The sequence below is a fragment of the Peribacillus butanolivorans genome (genome assembly GCF_001273755.1).
Taxonomy (GTDB): Bacteria; Bacillota; Bacilli; order Bacillales; family DSM-1321; genus Peribacillus; species Peribacillus butanolivorans.
Window position 1 is genome coordinate 1,505,029 of record NZ_LGYA01000001.1, and the last position, 19,535, is coordinate 1,524,563.

Sequence of the window (19,535 nt, forward strand, 5' to 3'; positions counted from 1 at the left end):
TATTCAGATATCTAGAATTGTTAGTAGGAAGTAACAACTTCCAAAAACCCGCATTATAGTACGACTAAGATCAACATTAATGTTAAACAAAGCCTTAAAAAAAGGAGGTGAGAAATTGGGATTTCTGGATTTCGTGAAAAGCAGAAATAAAGAACTTGAATTCATGTTGGACTTTGATTTAATCGAAGACACTTCCAAGAAATTTCAAAATGAAACAATTATCCATTCAACCATGTATCAATATGATTGGCCGCACTATCAGCCAATCAGAATTTTATGTATCCCATTCATCCACGCCTGTTCCTTGGGAAAAAACCAAAGTTCCACAATGATCAATCTTTTTTTAAAATAACAATCTTAAATCTGCTGGAGAAGAATCCATTTTGATCAATCTTTGAACAGCTCCCTGTCAAGTAGACAGTGGAAATAATAAAAAAGCTTTAAGCGACTTGAGCCCTGTATTCCAATGGGCTTAAGCCGTTTAATCTTTCTTGGTAACGTTCGTTATTGTAAAACTGGATATAATCATTTACCGCTTGTTGTAACGCTTCAAATGTCTCATACTTATGTAAGTAATACTTTTCACATTTCAACGTCCCCCAAAACGATTCCATTGGTCCATTATCTATACATTTTCCTACACGTGACATGCTATGAATCATTTTTGCTTTTTCTATTTTTCTCTTAAACCCATGTGATGTATATTGATACCCTCGATCACTATGAATCAATGGATGTTCATTCTCTTTTAATATAGTGATAGCTTGATTCAATGTTTGAAATACCAATTTATTATTGTTTGAATGTCCCAATACATAACTAATAATGGAGCCATCGTAAAGATCTAAAATGGCGCTTAAATACGTTTTCCTTCCGTTTCCTAATTTGAACTCTGTGNTGCATAGATAAATGCGTTTTATGTGAAGTTTCTAATGTACCGAAAAAAGAATGGAGGAATAAAGCTTATGTGCTGTAAGAAGAGAAGGAGGAACTCATGAATTGGTTTAGCATTTTATCACATGAATCATACATGCTCCACCATTATTTTAAAACGTTCTCTTATTCTAAAAAGCTCGTATTAGCCGCCCTTTTTTCTGCACTTGCAGCTATCCTGCAGTCAACCGGAAACTTTCTCCCAGGGATCGGTTATTTAATCAGTCCTTTTGCCACTCTCCCTATCTTGATTTGTACCATTATATCTATTCCCTTTGGGCTTCAAAGTTATGTTTTAACGTTTCTTTTATTGATTCTGATCCAACCTGGCGAATCATTTGTTTTCCCGTTTACAACAGGGATAGTAGGTTTAGGACTTGGAATAGCTCTTCTTATTTTAAAAAGACGAATTGGCATCATAGTTTTTACGTCTATATTATTAATGGGTGGAATTTGTTTTCTTCTATCTTTAGAATATTTCATTCGAGCCATAGAAAATACTCCCCTTAGATCAACAGATTTTTATTTTTTATCTGTCTACCTAATGGGGAGCATATCATCTTTTTTCAAAATGGATTCTTTTTATTAAACGAAAAATATGGGTTTGCGAGATATTTTTTGATTAAACTTTATTTAAAAGCTACAAAAGAAGCTGCATAGGAGGTAAGTATGAGTGAGAAAAAGGAATTAACAAAAGAGGAATTGCAACAGAGAGTCAAATGCTTAGAATATGATCTAAATAAATGGATTAAAATCGAAAATAAATTAATAGAGAAGATAGCAAGGAAAGAACATGAGAATACTATTATATCTGTTAAAATAGAAGAAATTTCAGAAGGCTTTGTAGCCTTGCAAAAACAACAAGAAATTACTGAAGACACTAAGGCCTAATTAAAGGCTTTTTTTATTGTCCTTAAGGAGTGTAGAAATTGAAGAATTAGAAGATGAAATAAAAAATAAAAATAATTAAGCACTAAGAAAAAGAGTGATTTTATCAAGAAGAGATTTATCTGGTATTAAGTAGAATTTTATAGTTATAAATCATGGAACAATTTCAAAAACAGTACCTTGGTTAAAATCAGTCACTTTCATAGAGCCATAAACCCCTAAATATAGTCTTGTTTGATCCAGATTCGTTCCCAAATTAACATAATAAGCTGATTGAGACCCAAAATTATAATCGGTTTCAATAACACTAAAATCATTTAGTTTACAATCTGTACTTACCGTGGTATAAGCTAAAACCCCTCTAACCGGAGGCTGAGATTCTTTATCCTTGGCAAGATCGGTAAACACAACGCTTCCCGTTAAATTGGGGATTCCATTTCCCATATATGGCTGAACTCCTGTAAGTGCAGTTCCTCCAAACTTATCGGGGCGGGGATCTTTATGAAAATAACTAGTAATAGGCTGAATACGCTTCACTGAAGAATTTATTGCTTCATTGTAATAAGCAATTGTTTTCTCATCCAAAGTTGGATTTGCAGAGCAGCCCCTTATAAACGAAGTAGGAAAAGCACCTTCCCAGCCTCGCCAGCCAAAGTTAATAAATCCTTCTAGGTCAGGTTTAGATTTCATTAAAGAAGCTTGAATAAGCTGAGTAACCGGTATTGGTTTATAATGAACGAATGAAAAAATCGACTCTACCAAATCCTGTCCGACATTTCCCACATATTTGATATACTGATTATAAAACTTTTGAAATGAAATGCCTGGTATATTGCGAACCCCTTTGGCAATTACCGTAAGCGTTTCCTGAATAGGTGCGGGAAGTTCATTAAAACGTGTGATTACCGGTGGATTATAGATAAATGTATTCTTAACTACATCAATTTCAATTATTTTACCAGCTATTTCCATATCATCCTGGCTTAAATTAAATGGATCATAGCCTGATCCACCATCTCCGGTTGTTAAAACAAGGTTTCCGGTTTCAGGTGAAAAGTTTAAGCTATTGACACCATTATGATTAAAAAATGGTCTTCTTAAGTTAAGTAATGTTCGGCGTTTTTGAGGTTGACCATTCGATTGTAAATTCCATTCTTCAACTGTATCAATATGATCATATTGATTTTCTCTATTTATCCATCTTAGGTTTAAAGTTCTGGGATCACACGGGTTAGGCCTAAAAGGTTCAGAAAGAGCACCTGGACCTTGTGTTCCAGCTACTGAATAATGAAGATAAAACAGACCGTTATAATAAAATTCTGGATGAAACGCTAGCCCTAGCAATCCTCGTTCATCATATCCACCACGAGAAACACCTAGTTCAGAATCACCAAGTTTTATGATTCGCGGGCGAATATCTAAAAAAGTCCTTATAACCCCGTTTCCTATGTAAAAGATCTCTCCTACCTGAGTTGCAATAAATAATCTTTCAATTGAGTCACCCGGAAGTATTGCTGTTTTCAAAACAGTGGGTAAATTTATTTTACTTACAATGGGCCGTAAACTAACCTTAACTTTTATCAACTAACTTTACACTCCTTCTTATTGTTTTCTTTTTTAAGAATATGATTAGAGCTGTTCTATTAGAATCAAATTAGGGCCGGGGAATTTCGGGAATTTACTTAATAATATAAACATATATAGAACAATCTCTTTCTAAACATCTTCAATATGAATTTCAGCTTGAATCCGTATTTTTGTCGGTTGTCCTTCATAAATAACATCTAAGGTTCCAATTTCTTTTACTTCGTTATTTTCTTTCATTAAATAGTATTGATTTCGTCTTAACTAAAAACTGAATCCAATATTGAAGATGATAGCGTTTTAAAAAAAGTTCTCCCTCTTCAAGACCAAAATTCAATCCTGCTGCAAATGATGCTTCTTCGTAGTCATTTGTATTACTTTTTTGTTAACGATAAAAATAGCCGGACAAACGTTGGCTCGTTTTGAACGTCACAGTTCATCAAATATATTCGATTTTTCAACTCAACAGTCATTCGGCCATGTCGGTGAAAGGTTTATCGACCAAACCAGGGATATGGACTTTGTATCCGCGGAAAGAACTTTGGATTTAAAGTCGTACGAGTCAATCTTAAAACCGGCAAATGTTAGTAGGTATAAGTGATGTAATGATGGCGATTGCATAGATAAATGCGTTTTATGTGAAGTTTCTAATGTACCGAAAAAAGAATGGAGGAATAAAGCTTATGTGCTGTAAGAAGAGAAGGAGGAACTCATGAATTGGTTTAGCATTTTATCACATGAATCATACATGCTCCACCATTATTTTAAAACGTTCTCTTATTCTAAAAAGCTCGTATTAGCCGCCCTTTTTTCTGCACTTGCAGCTATCCTGCAGTCAACCGGAAACTTTCTCCCAGGGATCGGTTATTTAATCAGTCCTTTTGCCACTCTCCCTATCTTGATTTGTACCATTATATCTATTCCCTTTGGGCTTCAAAGTTATGTTTTAACGTTTCTTTTATTGATTCTGATCCAACCTGGCGAATCATTTGTTTTCCCGTTTACAACAGGGATAGTAGGTTTAGGACTTGGAATAGCTCTTCTTATTTTAAAAAGACGAATTGGCATCATAGTTTTTACGTCTATATTATTAATGGGTGGAATTTGTTTTCTTCTATATATTGTCCATTTCCCTGTTTTAGGACCAATCGCCAGTACATCTCTTTCATTAAAAGTTATAGGATTTATTTACATTTTTTCTTTTATATATAGCTGGGTATGGGTTGAATTAAGCAGGTTTATCTTTAAGAAATGGTATAAATTGATGGGGAAAAAATAGGTAAGCAAGTTTAGGGCGCATTGCCAGGAATAAGAAATGCGCTCTTTCTTTGTAAAGGTTCATATAGTTTAATAAGATGTTAGTCACAAAAGAATTTCTTGTAAACAAGTAAACTCATATTAGGATCATTTTCGCTACTCCGCTAACGGGCTCTTTAATGAAGTAACTAAAGCCTAATTTCTCGGTGTTAAAAGCGAGAAATTAGGCTTTATATATTTGGATTTCTTTACCGTTGTAAATCTGTATTTTCCTGATGTTACTCCCTTAGCGTATGTTTTCCGCATTTTGTTGGTAGGACCCGAATAGGAACAAACTGTGCGGTAACTAAAAAACTAAATCGCAACAAATTTCAAGTCGTCTCTAAATTTTGAATCGGCTTTTTATTATGCATTGAGCGTTCAAGGAGGTCATGTTTTGACAATTAAAATCGGTGTAATAATCGCAACTGCTAGTTTTATTATTGGTTTCTTTACATTTAACTGAAATAGGGACAAGGATGTTAAAAGTGATGCTACAGAATCGGCAATTATAAGAACAAAATTAGACAATATTGGTCAATCAGATGATTCAATTAGGATTGATTTTAAAGCTAGTGACCAACGTTGGACTGCATTGTCAAAGACAGTAATACGCATAGATAAAAGTACTAAACAGGCACATAAACGTATTGATCAAATCGAAAAAAAGGGAGAGATTTAAAATGGATAACGAAATCATGCAGCAAGTATTAATCATTACAACTATATTGGCTCCCATAGTCGCGGCCGTGGTTCAGGTCGTAAAGCACACAGTCAATTTACCAAACAACGCTTTACCTATACTAAGTCTAGTAATCGGGCTAGGGGTAGGTTCTGTTGCTTTTCCTTTCACAGATATGGATATTGTCTTAAGGTTATGGGCTGGTGCATTCGCTGGTCTTGGTGGAACAGGGCTTTATGAGTTAATAGCAAAAAGAGAAGGAACTTCAAAAAAAAGCTGCCCGTTGGGTGGCTATTCTTTTAAAAAAAGAGGAGGAGATTAATATGACAACTATAAAAGGAATTGATGTTTCACATTGGCAAGGTGTAATTAATTGGAACAAAGTCGCAAAAGATGGTGTGAAGTTTGTATTTATTAAAGCTACCGAGGGAACGAGTTATTCTAAGCTTTCCTACTTTAAAGAAAATGCTCCTAAAGCTTTGGCAGCGGGATTAAAAGTGGGGGCCTATCACTATGCTAAGTTTGCTACTGTAGCAGAAGCAAAGGCTGAGGCTGCGTATTTTATAGATTCTATCAGTTCTATTGGTTTAAATTACCCTGCTGTTCTTGACCTTGAAGAAAACAAAAAAAAGGCAAAGAAAAAGACACTAACTGACGCCGCTATTGCATTTTTAGAGGCCATTGAAGATGCAGGACATACTGCTATGTTATATACAGGTAAATCCTTTCTTGAGAATGCTTTAGATGAATCAAGATTGAAGAAGTATACTTTGTGGATTGCTCGATACAACAGCACATTGGGACGTAGCGCAGATATTTGGCAACATTCTGATTCAGGTAAAATAAATGGTATTAGCACAAAGGTAGATTTAAATGTAGCCGATAGGGATTTCACGGACACAGAAAATACTGTTAGCCCGCCCAATACATCCAGTACATCCACAACAACTTATACTGTAAAAAAAGGCGACACACTTAGCTTGATTGCAAAAAAATACAAAACAACAGTAAAAGCCCTAGTAAGTCTTAATGGAATTAAAGACCCAGGCAAAATTAATATCGGTCTGAAACTAAAAGTCACTGGATCAGTATCAACAAATAGTACAAAAAAATATCATACTGTTAAAAGTGGCGACACCGTATCAGCATTAGTTAAAAAATACGGAAGTTCCACAGCCCAAATTAAAAATTGGAATAGTTTAAAGAATATCGATAAAATTTATGTCGGACAAAATTTACGTGTGAAATAAGTAAAAGCCCTTCTCTTAATTGAGAGGGGACTTTTTAGTATTTAAGTCTTATAATTTAAAATTTTTACCATTTATATTGATTGCTATTTCTTCTTTTTTCTGATTTTGTTTTGGAGCTTCTTCTGGTTTTACACGACTTGTATTCGGTGTGTAAGTTTGGCGAGTTATAGGATGAGGTGGTCCAATTACGACTGATTCTTTAATTGGAGTTAATACATCGGCTATTTTTGTAGCATCAACACCATATGCTAGTTGGAAAACTTCTGGAGGTGTTAGTCGTAACGTATCAGAACCTTCTGCTGTTTCACGTTGGTCATTGTTAAAAAAGAGGTGGAGATGCAATTTTTCTGATTTAGGTATAATCCAATGCCACCAAGCCATCGGAATAAAAACAACTTGACCAGGTTTCACCATATAGGTATGCAATTTATTAGTATCTGGGTCAATAAGTGAGATTTGGGCTTCACCTGAAACTATAACATCTAACTCCCAAGCGTTAGGATGCCAATGAGGTTCCCGAATATGTCCCTTTGTAAGATAGAGGTCTGCAAAAGCACCTCCCACCATTGCAGGAATTTGGGTCGAGGTTATCTCATATAAAACATTTTCAGGGTCTCTTTGGTGGAAGATACTATTCTTTGAGTCAAAAAAGAGATTAGGTGTTCCGCTTGTTTTTTTTATGTTTGTATTGTCAGGGACAAATCCAGTGTTCCTGTTCAAAGGTTGGTGAGTTAAAGGAATAGGCGGTCCAATTACGACTGATTCTTTAATTGGATTTAATGCACTGGCAATTTTGTTAGCATCAACACCGTATGCAAGTTGGAAAACTTCTGGTGGTGTTAGTCGCAACATGTTAGAACCCTCTGCTGATTCAAATAGGTCATTGTTAAAGAACAGGTGCATATGCAATTTTTCTGACTTAGGTAAAATCCAATGCCACCAAGCCATGGGAATAAAAACAACTTGACCAGGTTTTGCAATATAGGTATGCAATTTATTAGTATCTGGGTCAACAATTGAGATTTGGGCTTCACCCGAAATAACAACATCTAACTCCCAAGCGTTAGGATGCCAATGAGGTTCCCGAATATTTTGTAAGATAAACGTCACTAAAAGCACCTCCCACCATTGCAGGAAGTTGTGTCGAAGTAACCGTAAATACAACATTTTCAGGGTCTCTTTCGTGGAAGATATTATCCTTCGAGTCGAAAAAGAGGTTAGGGGTTCCACTTGTTTTTTTTATGTTTGTATTGTCAGGTACGAATCCAGACTTCCCCATGAATCTTCCTCCCATTGCCTAAGAATTTTTATATAATGCGAATAATAAGGTATCACTATAATGTTATATGGGATAACGACATGCAATATGAATCAGATAAGTACCTATAAGCACCTGAAACCTATTACATAAAATGAACATAAGGTGAAGGTTGTAATAGGGAGCTTCTTATCTTTTTCGTTTACACTACAATAATTACTGGTGGAACAAGTCACAAAAAACTTAACCTAGTTAATAGGGTGCTTTTATTAAACAGGGGGATGATCGCGACGGCATCTTTCTTTTCTTTTGATTAAAGAGGCGGGGCGTTGGATATGATGCCGTAAGTTATGAGGAATCGTATACGACATAAAAACATCAATTTTCATAAACATAGGCTATAACCTATAACCTATTAATAGGTTGGCGAGGAATTTCAGTCAATTGGGAATACTACCTTCATTACTGGGGTGGTTATTGACTTTAAAAAAACAAACAGCACAGAAAATATTCATTACCGGTAACTGGATACAAGCGTTAGGTGGACTTATTAACGTGGGACACGGAATCGAGCTCAATCCCTTCCCAGGCCATTCAGAAAACATTATTGGAAACCTATTTCAATCTACAGGAAACTCATTACAGGCTATTGGAGGAGTATATGAATTAGAAAAGAACGGAAACACGGATAATAACTCAAAATTAGCTCAAGATTAATCGGGTGATTATCGGGCAGTATTTTAATTCTAATGGATTTAGCAGCTGCCTGATTAATGCCCCAAAAAAGGTTTCCACTAATTCAATTAAATAAATCCATAGTTTTGCGAAGGGATTTTTATAAATCTGAACTTTTGAAAATACATGACTAATAAAAAGAAACGTCATTTGTGTAAATCTTTTCTATCGGGCTTGTTGCTTTCTCTTGAAAATTAGACGGAACCAAACAAACTGTATCAAAACTGCAATAATTACACCGACCAGAGTATCTGTCATTCTATCTATGGCATAATGTTTCGTTTGGTGTTCAAGTACAAAGACAAATAATATCGTGAGTGCGACTTGATGAATTACTGTTTTGTTAAATTTTAACCACTGTGTGATATAACATCCTAAAAGAATTAATAGTCCTAAATTCCATCCATTTATACTCATATGTCTTGCAATGAGTACAATAACGGAAATACCAATCATGGTTCCAATTACACGTTGTATGGATCGTTGGACCGTTATGTCAATTGTTGATTGAAGGCATAGGATGACGGTGAGTGGAGCTAAGTAAGGATGATTAGAACCCAATAGTTTTGATAATTCCCAGGACAGAGTAGAACCTATTGCCATTTTCCATATTAGAATTGAAAAGTTCTTATTTAGAACGTCGTGTTTTTTTGTTTTCATATTCACCTCGGTGTAATATTCTACCTTTTTATAGAATCCTTCCTATGGTGAATTTTTATGTATATGGATTAATTGTTTTTTTATGTAGTTGAACAAGCCTAAGAAGAAAAAGAAGATGACCAAAGCATGACGCTAAAAGGGAAACGTCAGGAACAAGGCTATTAATGTCCAGGCATATGCAGCCGATTATATTTCGTCGTCAAAGGAAGTATGAGGCTGAACAAGCTATCAAGGATTTAGAGGCGAGAGGATTTGAGGTTATTTCTCCTCTTAAACAGCAAAATCCTCAATCTGAAGTGCCTCATAATCTTTCATTCGAACAGAGGAGATTCAAGGTAGAAGATTTTTCTTCTCCTTGGATTGCTAAGTTAAGAAGAATCGAAGAGTAGACACAAACTGTGCAGTGAAAAAGTAAATTGGAATTTTCCAATCAGCTCCTGTTTTTTAGATTTTTACCGGTTTCAGTACCCGCATTGAAAATAGATACTACCATAATAAAGAAAAAAGAATTTGTATTGCTGAGTGGGCTTTCCAATATCCCAAAAAATTCATGAACACAAGAATGACAAATAAAAGAGCAGTAACTATGGTTATAAAAAGGCGTACGTTAAGAGACATTTTATTCCCTCCTTATATATGTAAAATATATTTATAAAAAGGTTAACATGACAAAGTTGGTGTTAAGACCATTAATTGATTTTATTACTGCACAGTTCGAATAAGCCATGCATTAGGCAATTAAGGAGGGTGCTATATTGAAGTACATTTGCAATGATTGCATATTAATTTTTGAAATCCATGGGAAACTAGCTCCTCGTAAGAAGGCCCATTGTACATTACGCCTTTAAATAAAACAGCAATCGGAGAGCAAAAACATTATAGAAATTATTATTGGTAAACAAAGAAATGGTCCCATTGAAACCATATCACTTTTATTCATCAAAGAATATGGGGTGTCCTACAATCTGGAGCGCAGACATGACGGTTAGAGAACTTTATCATGAGTCCGTCAAAAACAAGCATACATCACTCCGTTTGTTGATTATTTCTGGTATAGAAAAAAACACGGTCAACTTTACTGACGATAAATCAGTACTCGATCTTTTTTTTAGAAGAATAATAGGCCGAGAATGAATGAGTTGTTGAAAGAATATCAGAAAAGTATTTATGGGTCAGCTATATGATGCTGCACAATCTCAAAACCAAAGGAAACGGAATTTTGTCTTAGGAAAGTTGATAGCACTTTAAGTGACTCACTCCCATCACGGACAGTCCATTGAATTACTGGATTATGATGATTTGAAATATGAGTTAGTTCTATCAGCGTATAAAGAAATAAATGCAACTAGTGACGCAAATATGTGGTTTTAGGAGGAAAAGCAAATGTCAAAAATTATTGATTTAAATACTTTCGCAGAAGAAAAATAGGGGGTGGATCAAGTGGCATAGGAAGCGAAAATTAGTTTAGAAGCAAATATGATTTATATTGTGAGCAACCGAAAACTCACTCCGATGATTCTACCAATTGGAGTTTTCGGGGAAACAATGATTATGTGGCAAAACGATAATGCTGTTCCAAAAGAGTGCATCGGAAAATCAAAGAACCAAATCGATTAAAAGAATGTTTGGATTGCGTTTAAAGTGGCTGAAGAACAGTGGACAATGACTGTGAAGGAAGAGTGTAGAAAAAGTAACTTCCGGAATATAGGATCAGTTTGATATGGACTTTTGATATTTGTACAACCACTTATCTAATTCTTGACTAGATTTAATCGTTTCGGGATGAGAAAGTCCTTTTAAGGTTCCAATTTCAATCAAATGGGCTCTCAAGCAATCAATATTGCTTTTCATTAAGGGATAACACTTCAGTTTTCAAAACCTTTCTCTTGTTCATTTGTAATAATCTTCAAAAAATAAAATCAATAGGTAATATTATAGATAATTTTTAACAAAGAGACAAGAGTTTTACAAAATCTTATCAAACAACTATAACTAGACCCTTATCATTATTGACTGAACCTCATATGTATAAGGATAAAATTACCGTTCAGTATGAATAAGCAGCCCATAAACCATTTTTTCATTTTTGAATTAATGAAATATGAAAAAGAATGTAACGAAGTAGGTGTATTGATATATTCAAACTGTGAGAGAAGGAGAAAATTAATAATAAAAGCCCCTAATAGGGGCTTAAATTTAATATCTGAATGGCATCGGCGGACAACAAGGATTATATGGCACTCCACAAATAATGTTTTGAGTGCAACACTAATTCACTGTTCTGTTCGGAGCCGACAAAAAAGGTGAAACAGACAGCCGGGATTCTCTAATCAAACGATATTTGGCAAGCTTTATCTAGGAAAAAATGAAGGAGAGCAAGGTGTAGTTGAAGGATAATGATAAACTATAAAGCTGTTGTAGTTGAAGATATTCCCGCTTACAGATTAGTAGTATTAGCAATCGAAGATAAAGAAAAGAAAATGAAATTAATATTCGTTTAGCTTAGAAGGAGAAGTACCTGACTTTTTAGCAACAAGAGCGATCAAAGAAGGCGAAGCAGTCTATGTGATTATTAAGAATAGAGAAACGTGGAAGGTCGAAGCGGGAGCAGAAATTCAAGCAGGTGTTTCTGTTGAAACTGGTGAAGATGGAAAAATCGTTGAAGCTCTTGGAGAAGATGCGCCTCCTATCATCGGATATTCAATAAATGCGGCAATTGCAGGGGAAGTTGTTAGCTATGTCCGTAATGTAAAGGGCGGAGGAGAAGGTGTTCCGGGTCCGCAAGGCTCAAAGCGACAAGGGTGCTGGGAAGAACAGTGGAACGAAATAGTAGCGAGAGTAGGGACACTAGAAGGATAAAGAGCTCCTGCTATATCTTTATTTATTTTAATGCTCTATTAAAGGATGTTGTTGAATAACTTGTCCTCAAAAGGGTTTGTATATTCTTCTTCTGTCAATAATGGTTATGAAATCACAAATGAGCTGAGTGAGCCAGAAAAAAGGAAACAAATTTTGCTCTTCTTTGTTTTTTTACCGTTTGTATATAACTTAACGTTATGTCGTGAAAGGAACTTATCATAATGCTCGAGAAGGGTAAAATCGGAAGCCGTCAACTGACGATATTAGTGATATTATATACGGTTGGTGATTCTATTTTAGTTATTCCCTCCATTGTCGCTTCTGAAGCAAAACAAAATGGTTGGGTTTCTGGTATTTTTAGCGTGGCGATAGCACCGTTATTGGTTGTCTTTTTATATGACGCTTTAAGGAAATGCTATCCTGATTTAACATTAGTGGAATACAGCCAAAAAATTTTGGGTAAGTGGCTGGGAATAGCGATTTCGCTTCTATTTATAAGCTACTTTTTTATAACCACAGCGACTTACCTGAGAGAAATTGGTGATTTTATGACAAGTCAGATTATGCCTGATACTCCAATTCAAGTGATCATGTTTCTTTTTATGAGTATCGTCCTCATGTCCGCACGTCTCGGTTTGGAACCTTTGGCCCGAAGCGCGGAAATATTGTTTCCTTTTGTTGTAATACTTTTATCATCATTGATGATTCTTCTATTGCCTGAGATTAAATTTCAAAATCTGCAACCCGTCTGGGAGGGAGGATTGAAACCAGTTATACGGGGGTCTATACCATTTATTGTCTTTCCCTTTATAGAATCGGTTGCGGTTCTGATGATCCTCCCGTTCGTGAGTCAAAAAGACAGAATAAGAAAAAGTCTGTTTGTCGGTCAATTGTTGGCTGGAAGTGTTTTGATCATAATAACAATGTTAGCCATTCTTGTTCTTGGTGTCGATTTAACAGCAAAAGAAATTTATCCAAGCTATAAATTGGCTCAGAAAATCAATATCGCTAATTTCCTGACGAGGCTGGAAGCAATACTAGCCATAATTTGGTTCATCACAATTTTTTTTAGATTTAGTTTGTTTTTTTATGTGACCGTTTTAGGTCTGGCACAAACGTTAAAATTGCAAGATTATCGTCCTCTGGTTTTTCCATTTGGTATGATTTTGCTTGTCTTTACATTGATTATGGCACCCAATACCGTCTATTATAGTAACTTTATTTTAGAGATCTGGCCTTTTTATGCTATGACATTCGGGTTTCTGTTACCATTGTTATTACTAACAATCGCCAAAGTTCACAAAAAATGATGGACCAAACTAAGATTGGGTGTTTTTTAAAAGTAACTTGTGTGAAATTCTGTAATTTTTACACAAACCATCCAAGAAAACCTTTATAGTTATCTTAACAATACACGCTATTAGAAGCTTAGGTGTTATACCATTAAAGGGTGCAGTTCTTTAATAAGGCATGCTTTCCTTATTGAACTAACAGTTGAAATAGTTCCACAGGATGAACTAAAGAAGACCACAATAAGTGGTCTCTTTTTATTTGTTCAAAAATTAACATCAATGTTTATCAAAGCCTAATTTAAAAAACGAAGGGATGTTTTGAAATGGCAAATTTAAAAAGACACATGATCGAATTGGTAAAGGATGTGAAGGAAGGTGAAGGAAGGTGAAATTGAAACGGTAAAGTATACAGAATGTATTAATACGTGGGGAGGTGAACTTAGGGACCGTGTGGAAATTGAGGATAATAGGATAACTGGTCGATTTATCGACATCCTGCCTAGAAGAGGGGAAGACATAGGTAAACGGTGGGAAATTGATAAAGGCATCCTATCTATTACGGAAAACAAGAAGCAGAATTCCACGAATGTACGTATCTCTAGGTAATGAACCTAAACATCCTCCTTATCTTTACATAATCTAAATCAAATAAAGAATTAGGGGGGAATTACTAAAAATGTATGAATTAATAATAAATGAAGATATAAATGCAAATGATTTAAGAAGAATTGCTGTTGGTGGTATTGGTCACGTCGGAGGTTTTGGTCACTTCGGAGGTTTTGGTGGTGTTGGTCACGGTGGTGTTGGAGGTAGTGGTGTTGGAGCTCCCGTTGGAGGTGGAGTTCCTTTTGCAGAAGGTCTTGCTGCAGGAGCGTTGTTTGCAGGACCCTATTATGGTGGCTATGGATATGATGGTTATGGATATCCAGGATATGCTCCATACCCATACCCATACCCATACCCATATTCATACTACCCTTATTGAGAAAAGAAGTTAGTGGCTAAGAGCAACTATGTGAGAGCGAATATGAAATTGTATAGATACTTCTAATTTTAAAGCCCTTCTCATTAGAGAGAGGCTTATTTATTTTTAATAAGGCAAATCATCCTCAATTATAGCCCTACCCTTCTTAATTAACTCCGTAATATTATTATCTCCGTTATAAACCACTTTATCTATCCTGAAATCTTTACTAGAACCAAATTCATTTTGAATCTGTTGAATCCACTCGTAGGCTGCAATTGCAGCGGCCCAATGATCTTTCTTAAATTCTGAATTGAAGACTGGAAACTTCCACTCTGCAAGAAATTAGTTGCTCTTGAATGTAAGTGAACCTTGATATTTATGTTCAACCCTAAATACCTCCTTATTGACTAATACGGTATCTGCTCTTGCTGTAGAATATGGTAGCACGATTAAACAAATAAAGGATTGGAATAAACTTGATAGCAAGTATTCAATCGGAATCGGAAAAAAAATCCGTGTAAAATAAGAAAAAAGCCCTTCTCTTTTAAGAGGGGTCCATTTTAATTGATTATTATTTCATTTTTGATTGTTTAAAAAATCAACGTTAGTTTGATTTATTTTTTTGATAAGCGTAAAAATATGGATTCGCATTAAAAAAATAGAAATTGAGATTAAAAGTAAAAAATTTAGAGGGTGATACAAGGCATAGATAAACTTGCCTGTCCAAGATCCTCTAGTCATTGAACAAACCTTGATTTCACTGTTTACCTAATATAGATTCTCCATTCACTCAAACATATTTGCTCAAGTGTGAACCGACGACTGGAAAACTACGTCTCTGTAAAAAGTTATTTCCCTTTGCGTGTAAGTTGACCACAATATTAATGATCATGTTCTATCACCTAAACAAAATTCAAATAACTCCTCACATCTATTTCTCAATCAAGGGTTAAAATAATTACTCATTAAAAACTAACAGGACCCCTCATATTCGAGAGGGGGTATTAGTTCGTAACAAGAAGTAAAAAACTCCACGGATGTACATATTTCTAGGTAATGAACCTAAACATCTTCCTTATCTTTACATAATCTAAATCAAATAAAGAATTGAGGGGGAATTACTAAAGATGTATGATTTAATAATAAATGAAGATATAAATGCAAATGATTTAAGAAGAATTGGTTTTGGTGGTGGAGGTCACTTTGGAGGTTTTGGGAGACCATTTGGATTTGGGAGACCATTTGGATTTGGAAGACCATTTGGTTTTGGGAGACCATTTGGATTTGGATTTGGATTTCCTTTTCTAGGAGGTCTTGCTGCAGGAGCGTTGCTTGCAGGGCCCTATTATGGTGGTGGCTATGGGTATGATGGCTATTATGGATATGATTATGGATATCCAGGATATGCTCCATACCCAGCCCCATATTCATACTACCCTTATTGAGAAAAGAAGTTAGCGGCTAAGAGCAACTAAGAGAGAGCCAAAAATGAAATTGTACAGATACTTCTAATTTTAAAGCCCTTTTCTTTTAAGAAGGGCTAATTTTTATTTAAAAAGGTAAATCATCCTGAATTACGGGCCTAACCTTCTTTTCTAACTTCGTGATATCATCGTCTCCGTTATAAAGACTTTATCAATCCTAATTCATCACTAGAAGCATGTTCCCTTTTCATCTGCTGAATCCATTCGTAGGCAGTAATTGCAGTTGTCCAATCTGGATCATTCTTGTAGTGTGAACCGATGACTGGAAAACTACCACTCTGTAAAAAATATTTCCTTTTGCGTGTAAGTTGACCTCAATATTAATGTTCATGTTCTATCACCTAAATAAAATTTTAATAACTCCTCACATCTATTTCTCAATCTAGATTAAAATAATTATGTATTTCTTCGTATCCATACCGACTAATTAGACTAGTGATATAGCTATTTATAATGCTGATCAGTAATTTGATAGAGCTGTCAGGAGGAAATAAGCAGGAAATTATCTCCTAATATCGAACTGTTAGATAAAGGAGATGGTAAAAATGAATCTGAGAGTTAAATATAGGCTTTTTATTCATGTTGACGGAGGTCTTACTCCCGAGAAATATGACCGATACGAGATACTAAACGTCAGAGAAGATATTGATCCTGATGATACTAAGGATTACCAAGAACTTAATATAAAGTTAGGAAAGTCGATTAATCGGCCTGTAAATGAATTTAAAATGAAAAGCTTTGAACCAATGTAGGAGCATCCTTGCGATGGTGTTTTTTACTTGCAGGAAATTATCTCCTTTAGTCGAAATGTTGTTTGATTAAGGCATAGAAAATTAATAAATAGCAAAGGGACGGCACTCATGAAGAGAGTGTCGTCTTTTTATGGATAAAGAAGGAAATAACCTGTAGTTTGGAGAATATGACGAGAGGGGGTGGGATAATTGCGACAAAATAGTGAACTGGTTTTAACTAAAGAGGATATTTTAAGAATGATTGTTAAACACCTTGATGTATTCCCGTTAACTAGTCTAGAGGCTATTAGAGAAGTGATTAGGAGTTCTTTAAAACAACAGGGCTTAATATTTGGGGTAACTGAACATTCAGGTGGCGGTACTATAACCAATAGAGAAAGAATATCAGATGAAGATACCCTTTTAATTAATGATTGTATTTATGACCTTTTATATACCCGTGTTATCACGCCTGGTATTAATGATGATAATCTTGATTTACCTTGGATTCATGTTTCTGATAAAGAGAAACTCAAAACATACCTAAATGAATAGTAATCATTTTAGTTCAAAGCACTCATTTCATTGGGTGCTTTTGCCTTTTTTAATAAAAGGGGATTATCTCTTTTGTCAAATTGAGTAGGCGACAGGAGTTAATGACATGAATACATTGAAACCTATTTATGTAATATTAAATGATCTTGAAAAAAACGAGGAGGAACGACCAAAATTAATAAATTATTAATGGTGCGTGAATCAGCAATAATCAAACTTGGTGTCGGTTTGGGCGGGGCTATACCTACGTTAAAAGGATGCAAGTCTAGAAGAGAATAATTAATAAATTTAAAATAATGGCTAGAGAAAGGAGAGACTTTTTAAAATGATAATTCGAAAGCATAATAATGGGTGCTTTTCATTTGCAGGAAATTATCTCCTTGTGCCGAATTTATAGGACAAAGGGAGTTGATAAAATGGATAGTAGTCAATTATCAATTTTTACGTTGGAAACACTAAAAAATCACAAAACAAGTACAGGTGTAAGTGTAAACCAATTTTTAAAACAAAAACATCCTAATGGTGATTGGGTAGTAAATAAGGATGAAATAGGTTATTACGTAAAAGTAGCACATTTAACAATGAAATATCGATGGAAAATAGTTGGTGAAGTTATAGAGGCTATTAATGGTAGAGCTGTACAACTTACACCAGATTTACATCCAAATAAAGTTAATATAGACGCTAAAAGAGAAAAGGTCCAATTAATGATCTATGATTTTGTTAGAAATACCTTTGGAGAGATTGAAAGCATGGAAGAATCCATTAAAAAAGCTTCTGTAAAATTCAATCTTACTGAAAAAGAGGTTGAGGCAATATATCTATCCAGAGAGGTTTAAACTCAAGTTATACTAATACGATATAGTAGCAAATGTAATTATAACTAAATAAAACTGCTCCCTAAGTAAGGGAAGGTAAAAAGGTGTAGGATGATTTAGTCTATGTTTTCACAAAATTTTCTAGGAATCACTTAGAATTACAAGGTGCGTTGTAAGTACTAGGGAAAAAGCGAGTTTGCCAAAGCTCTAAATTCAAAGGAGATTTCGAAATAGTCAATGGATTAAACCAAGTACAATAGAAGCCTTCTTAGCAACAACAAATCCAATGTGAAATGAGATTCACAAGCAGTTCGCAGCTCATACATCCCGATTTCATTTATAAGCAGCCATACTAATTGGGTATGGCTGCTACTATTCCCTTTTTATTTTTCCGGGATTGTGAAGGGTGATTAATGTGTTTTGTAACTCGTAATAATACTAAAAGCTCTTCAATTTCCACTTCAGAGTAACCTCTAAAGATCAAAAATCTTCTTTTCTATTTGAATTTTTACAAGTATCTAATAATCATTTCTATGAAAGACCTAAAGATTACAATTGTTTTATTCGCTTCGATGTCCTATAAAAGTTATTTCTGGTTAATTTTATTTTTTCTACAATCCACGTATTCCATCTCCAGAGATGGTAATGAAATTTTCTTCTTTTATCCCCCGTTTGTTTAATAAATATTTTGATTCATATATTCCTTTATTCTTTTAAATTCCGTATAAAAAATCAATGGCAAAATGATCATAAAAATATACGAAATTGCATGACTATTATTCATGGAGGTATCAAAATATGGAGGGAATTATCACTTAAAAGAACTACACTAGAGACTTTCCCTCTACTAAGTAAACAAAGCTTAGGTCTTCTCGTACTCTAAAGTCGAGGGTGATTTTTTAAGAATACTAAATTGTATTCCATCATAATATGCATTAGTTGAAATTATGGAGTAGGTGGCAATGTAAATGGGTTTTGTGGAGATGATACCAGGACGTTTGTACATTGGAGGACGAATTTCTTCCGATGATTGGGGTTTTGTTCAGAGAAATATATCAGTCATCGTGAACTTACGTACGAAACCTGATCGTCCTCCATTTGATTTTTCAAGAAGAATAATGATATGGGTTCCTATTACTATATGGGTAACTCCTAGTTTAGAATTGGTCGATAACTTGATCAAACAGCTTAATCAATTGTTTGACCAGGGCTATCGAATATTAATTCACGATACGTTAGGAATACAACGATTGGGCTTTATCATTACTGCATTTTATATGCAAAAATATAGATTAAATCGAGAAGAGGCCCTTTACTTGGTTAAACAAAAAAAAACTGATATAAAACCCACTGAAAACTATCTGCAATTGCTAACTCAGTATGAAAAATATTTAAACCTGTAAGAAAAAGACCCATGTATGTACTTATAACTGTCAAACAGACAGTTATAAAAAAAGACTAGGTAGCTATCGAGATTCGATATTCAATCGGAGCTCGATCATTTAGTCGTTTTTGGAACTTGTACGATAAAAAACTAGAAGCT

22 protein-coding genes and 2 pseudogenes are annotated in these 19,535 nt (G+C 34.7%); 17 read left to right on the forward strand and 7 right to left on the reverse strand.

The annotated features are described in order from the left end of the window. The first annotated feature begins 115 nt into the window (after positions 1 to 115). Entirely contained in the window at positions 116 to 352 is a 237-nt protein-coding gene (locus tag AKG34_RS07205; RefSeq protein WP_053345460.1) for a hypothetical protein, read from the forward strand. An 88-nt stretch (positions 353 to 440) separates the two neighbouring features. Here AKG34_RS07205 and AKG34_RS07210 read toward each other — a convergent pair. After that, positions 441 to 897: IS3 family transposase (locus AKG34_RS07210; protein ID WP_161804960.1), on the reverse strand; the 457-nt coding region annotated here is incomplete at its 5' end. Positions 898 to 994: 97 nt separating this feature from the next. On the opposite strand from AKG34_RS07210, the gene AKG34_RS07215 reads away from it, so the two are divergent. After that, complete coding sequence (locus AKG34_RS07215; RefSeq protein ID WP_053345461.1) at positions 995 to 1,522, forward strand: hypothetical protein; 528 nt, start codon at positions 995 to 997, stop codon at positions 1,520 to 1,522. A gap of 80 nt (positions 1,523 to 1,602) precedes the next feature. Continuing rightward, positions 1,603 to 1,824, forward strand: coding sequence for a hypothetical protein (locus AKG34_RS07220; RefSeq protein WP_053345462.1), 222 nt, complete (start codon positions 1,603 to 1,605; stop codon positions 1,822 to 1,824). Positions 1,825 to 1,974: 150 nt separating this feature from the next. Here AKG34_RS07220 and AKG34_RS07225 read toward each other — a convergent pair whose 3' ends face one another. Further along, positions 1,975 to 3,405 (reverse strand): PQQ-dependent sugar dehydrogenase, encoded by a 1,431-nt coding sequence (locus AKG34_RS07225; protein WP_053345463.1) that lies wholly within the window; start codon positions 3,403 to 3,405, stop codon positions 1,975 to 1,977. 712 nt (positions 3,406 to 4,117) lie between these two features. Between AKG34_RS07225 and AKG34_RS07230 the strand changes: the two genes are divergently transcribed. From AKG34_RS07230 to AKG34_RS07240, 3 genes are all read left to right on the forward strand, one after another. Next, positions 4,118 to 4,684 (forward strand): hypothetical protein, encoded by a 567-nt coding sequence (locus AKG34_RS07230; RefSeq protein ID WP_053345464.1) that lies wholly within the window; start codon positions 4,118 to 4,120, stop codon positions 4,682 to 4,684. Positions 4,685 to 5,384: 700 nt separating this feature from the next. Beyond that, positions 5,385 to 5,705, forward strand: a complete 321-nt coding sequence (locus AKG34_RS07235) for a holin (protein WP_379147241.1) — start codon at positions 5,385 to 5,387, stop codon at positions 5,703 to 5,705. Position 5,706: 1 nt separating this feature from the next. After that, positions 5,707 to 6,633 (forward strand): glycoside hydrolase family 25 protein, encoded by a 927-nt coding sequence (locus tag AKG34_RS07240; protein WP_053345465.1) that lies wholly within the window; start codon positions 5,707 to 5,709, stop codon positions 6,631 to 6,633. 48 nt (positions 6,634 to 6,681) lie between these two features. On the opposite strand, the gene AKG34_RS26620 is transcribed toward AKG34_RS07240, so the two are convergent. Beyond that, positions 6,682 to 7,353, reverse strand: coding sequence for a cupin domain-containing protein (locus AKG34_RS26620; protein WP_053348024.1), 672 nt, complete (start codon positions 7,351 to 7,353; stop codon positions 6,682 to 6,684). Between the two features lie 21 nt (positions 7,354 to 7,374). After that, positions 7,375 to 7,912, reverse strand: a pseudogene (locus AKG34_RS28630) (cupin domain-containing protein); the annotation flags it as partial. A gap of 456 nt (positions 7,913 to 8,368) precedes the next feature. Here AKG34_RS28630 and AKG34_RS07255 point away from each other — a divergent pair. After that, positions 8,369 to 8,608, forward strand: a complete 240-nt coding sequence (locus tag AKG34_RS07255) for a DUF6944 family repetitive protein (RefSeq protein WP_236694879.1) — start codon at positions 8,369 to 8,371, stop codon at positions 8,606 to 8,608. Positions 8,609 to 8,791: 183 nt separating this feature from the next. Here AKG34_RS07255 and AKG34_RS07260 read toward each other — a convergent pair whose 3' ends face one another. Beyond that, positions 8,792 to 9,286 carry an FUSC family protein gene (locus AKG34_RS07260; protein ID WP_053345467.1) on the reverse strand — a complete coding sequence of 165 codons (495 nt, stop codon included), beginning with the start codon at positions 9,284 to 9,286 and terminating at the stop codon, positions 8,792 to 8,794. A 164-nt stretch (positions 9,287 to 9,450) separates the two neighbouring features. Here AKG34_RS07260 and AKG34_RS07265 point away from each other — a divergent pair, with 164 nt between their 5' ends. Next, positions 9,451 to 9,675, forward strand: a complete 225-nt coding sequence (locus AKG34_RS07265; protein ID WP_053345468.1) for a hypothetical protein — start codon at positions 9,451 to 9,453, stop codon at positions 9,673 to 9,675. A 1,321-nt stretch (positions 9,676 to 10,996) separates the two neighbouring features. Here the strand turns inward: AKG34_RS07265 and AKG34_RS26630 are convergent. Beyond that, complete coding sequence (locus AKG34_RS26630) at positions 10,997 to 11,137, reverse strand: aspartyl-phosphate phosphatase Spo0E family protein (protein ID WP_083450697.1); 141 nt, start codon at positions 11,135 to 11,137, stop codon at positions 10,997 to 10,999. A 666-nt stretch (positions 11,138 to 11,803) separates the two neighbouring features. On the opposite strand from AKG34_RS26630, the pseudogene AKG34_RS07270 reads away from it, so the two are divergent. From AKG34_RS07270 to AKG34_RS07290, 5 genes and pseudogenes are all read left to right on the forward strand, one after another. Further along, positions 11,804 to 12,145, forward strand: a pseudogene (locus AKG34_RS07270) (hypothetical protein); the annotation flags it as partial. Between the two features lie 221 nt (positions 12,146 to 12,366). Further along, a complete protein-coding gene (locus AKG34_RS07275) occupies positions 12,367 to 13,455 on the forward strand; it encodes a GerAB/ArcD/ProY family transporter (protein WP_053345470.1) in 1,089 nt (362 codons plus the stop codon). 357 nt (positions 13,456 to 13,812) lie between these two features. Beyond that, positions 13,813 to 14,043 carry a hypothetical protein gene (locus tag AKG34_RS07280; RefSeq protein ID WP_053345471.1) on the forward strand — a complete coding sequence of 77 codons (231 nt, stop codon included), beginning with the start codon at positions 13,813 to 13,815 and terminating at the stop codon, positions 14,041 to 14,043. 70 nt (positions 14,044 to 14,113) lie between these two features. Further along, positions 14,114 to 14,422, forward strand: a complete 309-nt coding sequence (locus tag AKG34_RS07285; RefSeq protein WP_152952252.1) for a hypothetical protein — start codon at positions 14,114 to 14,116, stop codon at positions 14,420 to 14,422. Positions 14,423 to 15,531: 1,109 nt separating this feature from the next. Then, a complete protein-coding gene (locus tag AKG34_RS07290) occupies positions 15,532 to 15,849 on the forward strand; it encodes a hypothetical protein (protein ID WP_053345472.1) in 318 nt (105 codons plus the stop codon). Positions 15,850 to 16,075: 226 nt separating this feature from the next. On the opposite strand, the gene AKG34_RS27880 is transcribed toward AKG34_RS07290, so the two are convergent. Continuing rightward, positions 16,076 to 16,219, reverse strand: coding sequence for a hypothetical protein (locus tag AKG34_RS27880; RefSeq protein ID WP_161804907.1), 144 nt, complete (start codon positions 16,217 to 16,219; stop codon positions 16,076 to 16,078). 214 nt (positions 16,220 to 16,433) lie between these two features. Here AKG34_RS27880 and AKG34_RS07295 point away from each other — a divergent pair, with 214 nt between their 5' ends. From AKG34_RS07295 to AKG34_RS07310, 4 genes are all read left to right on the forward strand, one after another. Then, the gene (locus AKG34_RS07295) at positions 16,434 to 16,640 is read left to right on the forward strand and encodes a hypothetical protein (RefSeq protein ID WP_053345473.1); all 207 of its coding nucleotides are present in this window, start codon (positions 16,434 to 16,436) and stop codon (positions 16,638 to 16,640) included. Positions 16,641 to 16,829: 189 nt separating this feature from the next. Beyond that, the gene (locus AKG34_RS07300; RefSeq protein ID WP_053345474.1) at positions 16,830 to 17,174 is read left to right on the forward strand and encodes a hypothetical protein; all 345 of its coding nucleotides are present in this window, start codon (positions 16,830 to 16,832) and stop codon (positions 17,172 to 17,174) included. Positions 17,175 to 17,590: 416 nt separating this feature from the next. Beyond that, complete coding sequence (locus tag AKG34_RS07305) at positions 17,591 to 18,013, forward strand: hypothetical protein (RefSeq protein WP_152952253.1); 423 nt, start codon at positions 17,591 to 17,593, stop codon at positions 18,011 to 18,013. 947 nt (positions 18,014 to 18,960) lie between these two features. Further along, a complete protein-coding gene (locus tag AKG34_RS07310; protein ID WP_053345476.1) occupies positions 18,961 to 19,395 on the forward strand; it encodes a protein-tyrosine phosphatase family protein in 435 nt (144 codons plus the stop codon). Positions 19,396 to 19,535 lie beyond the last annotated feature (140 nt).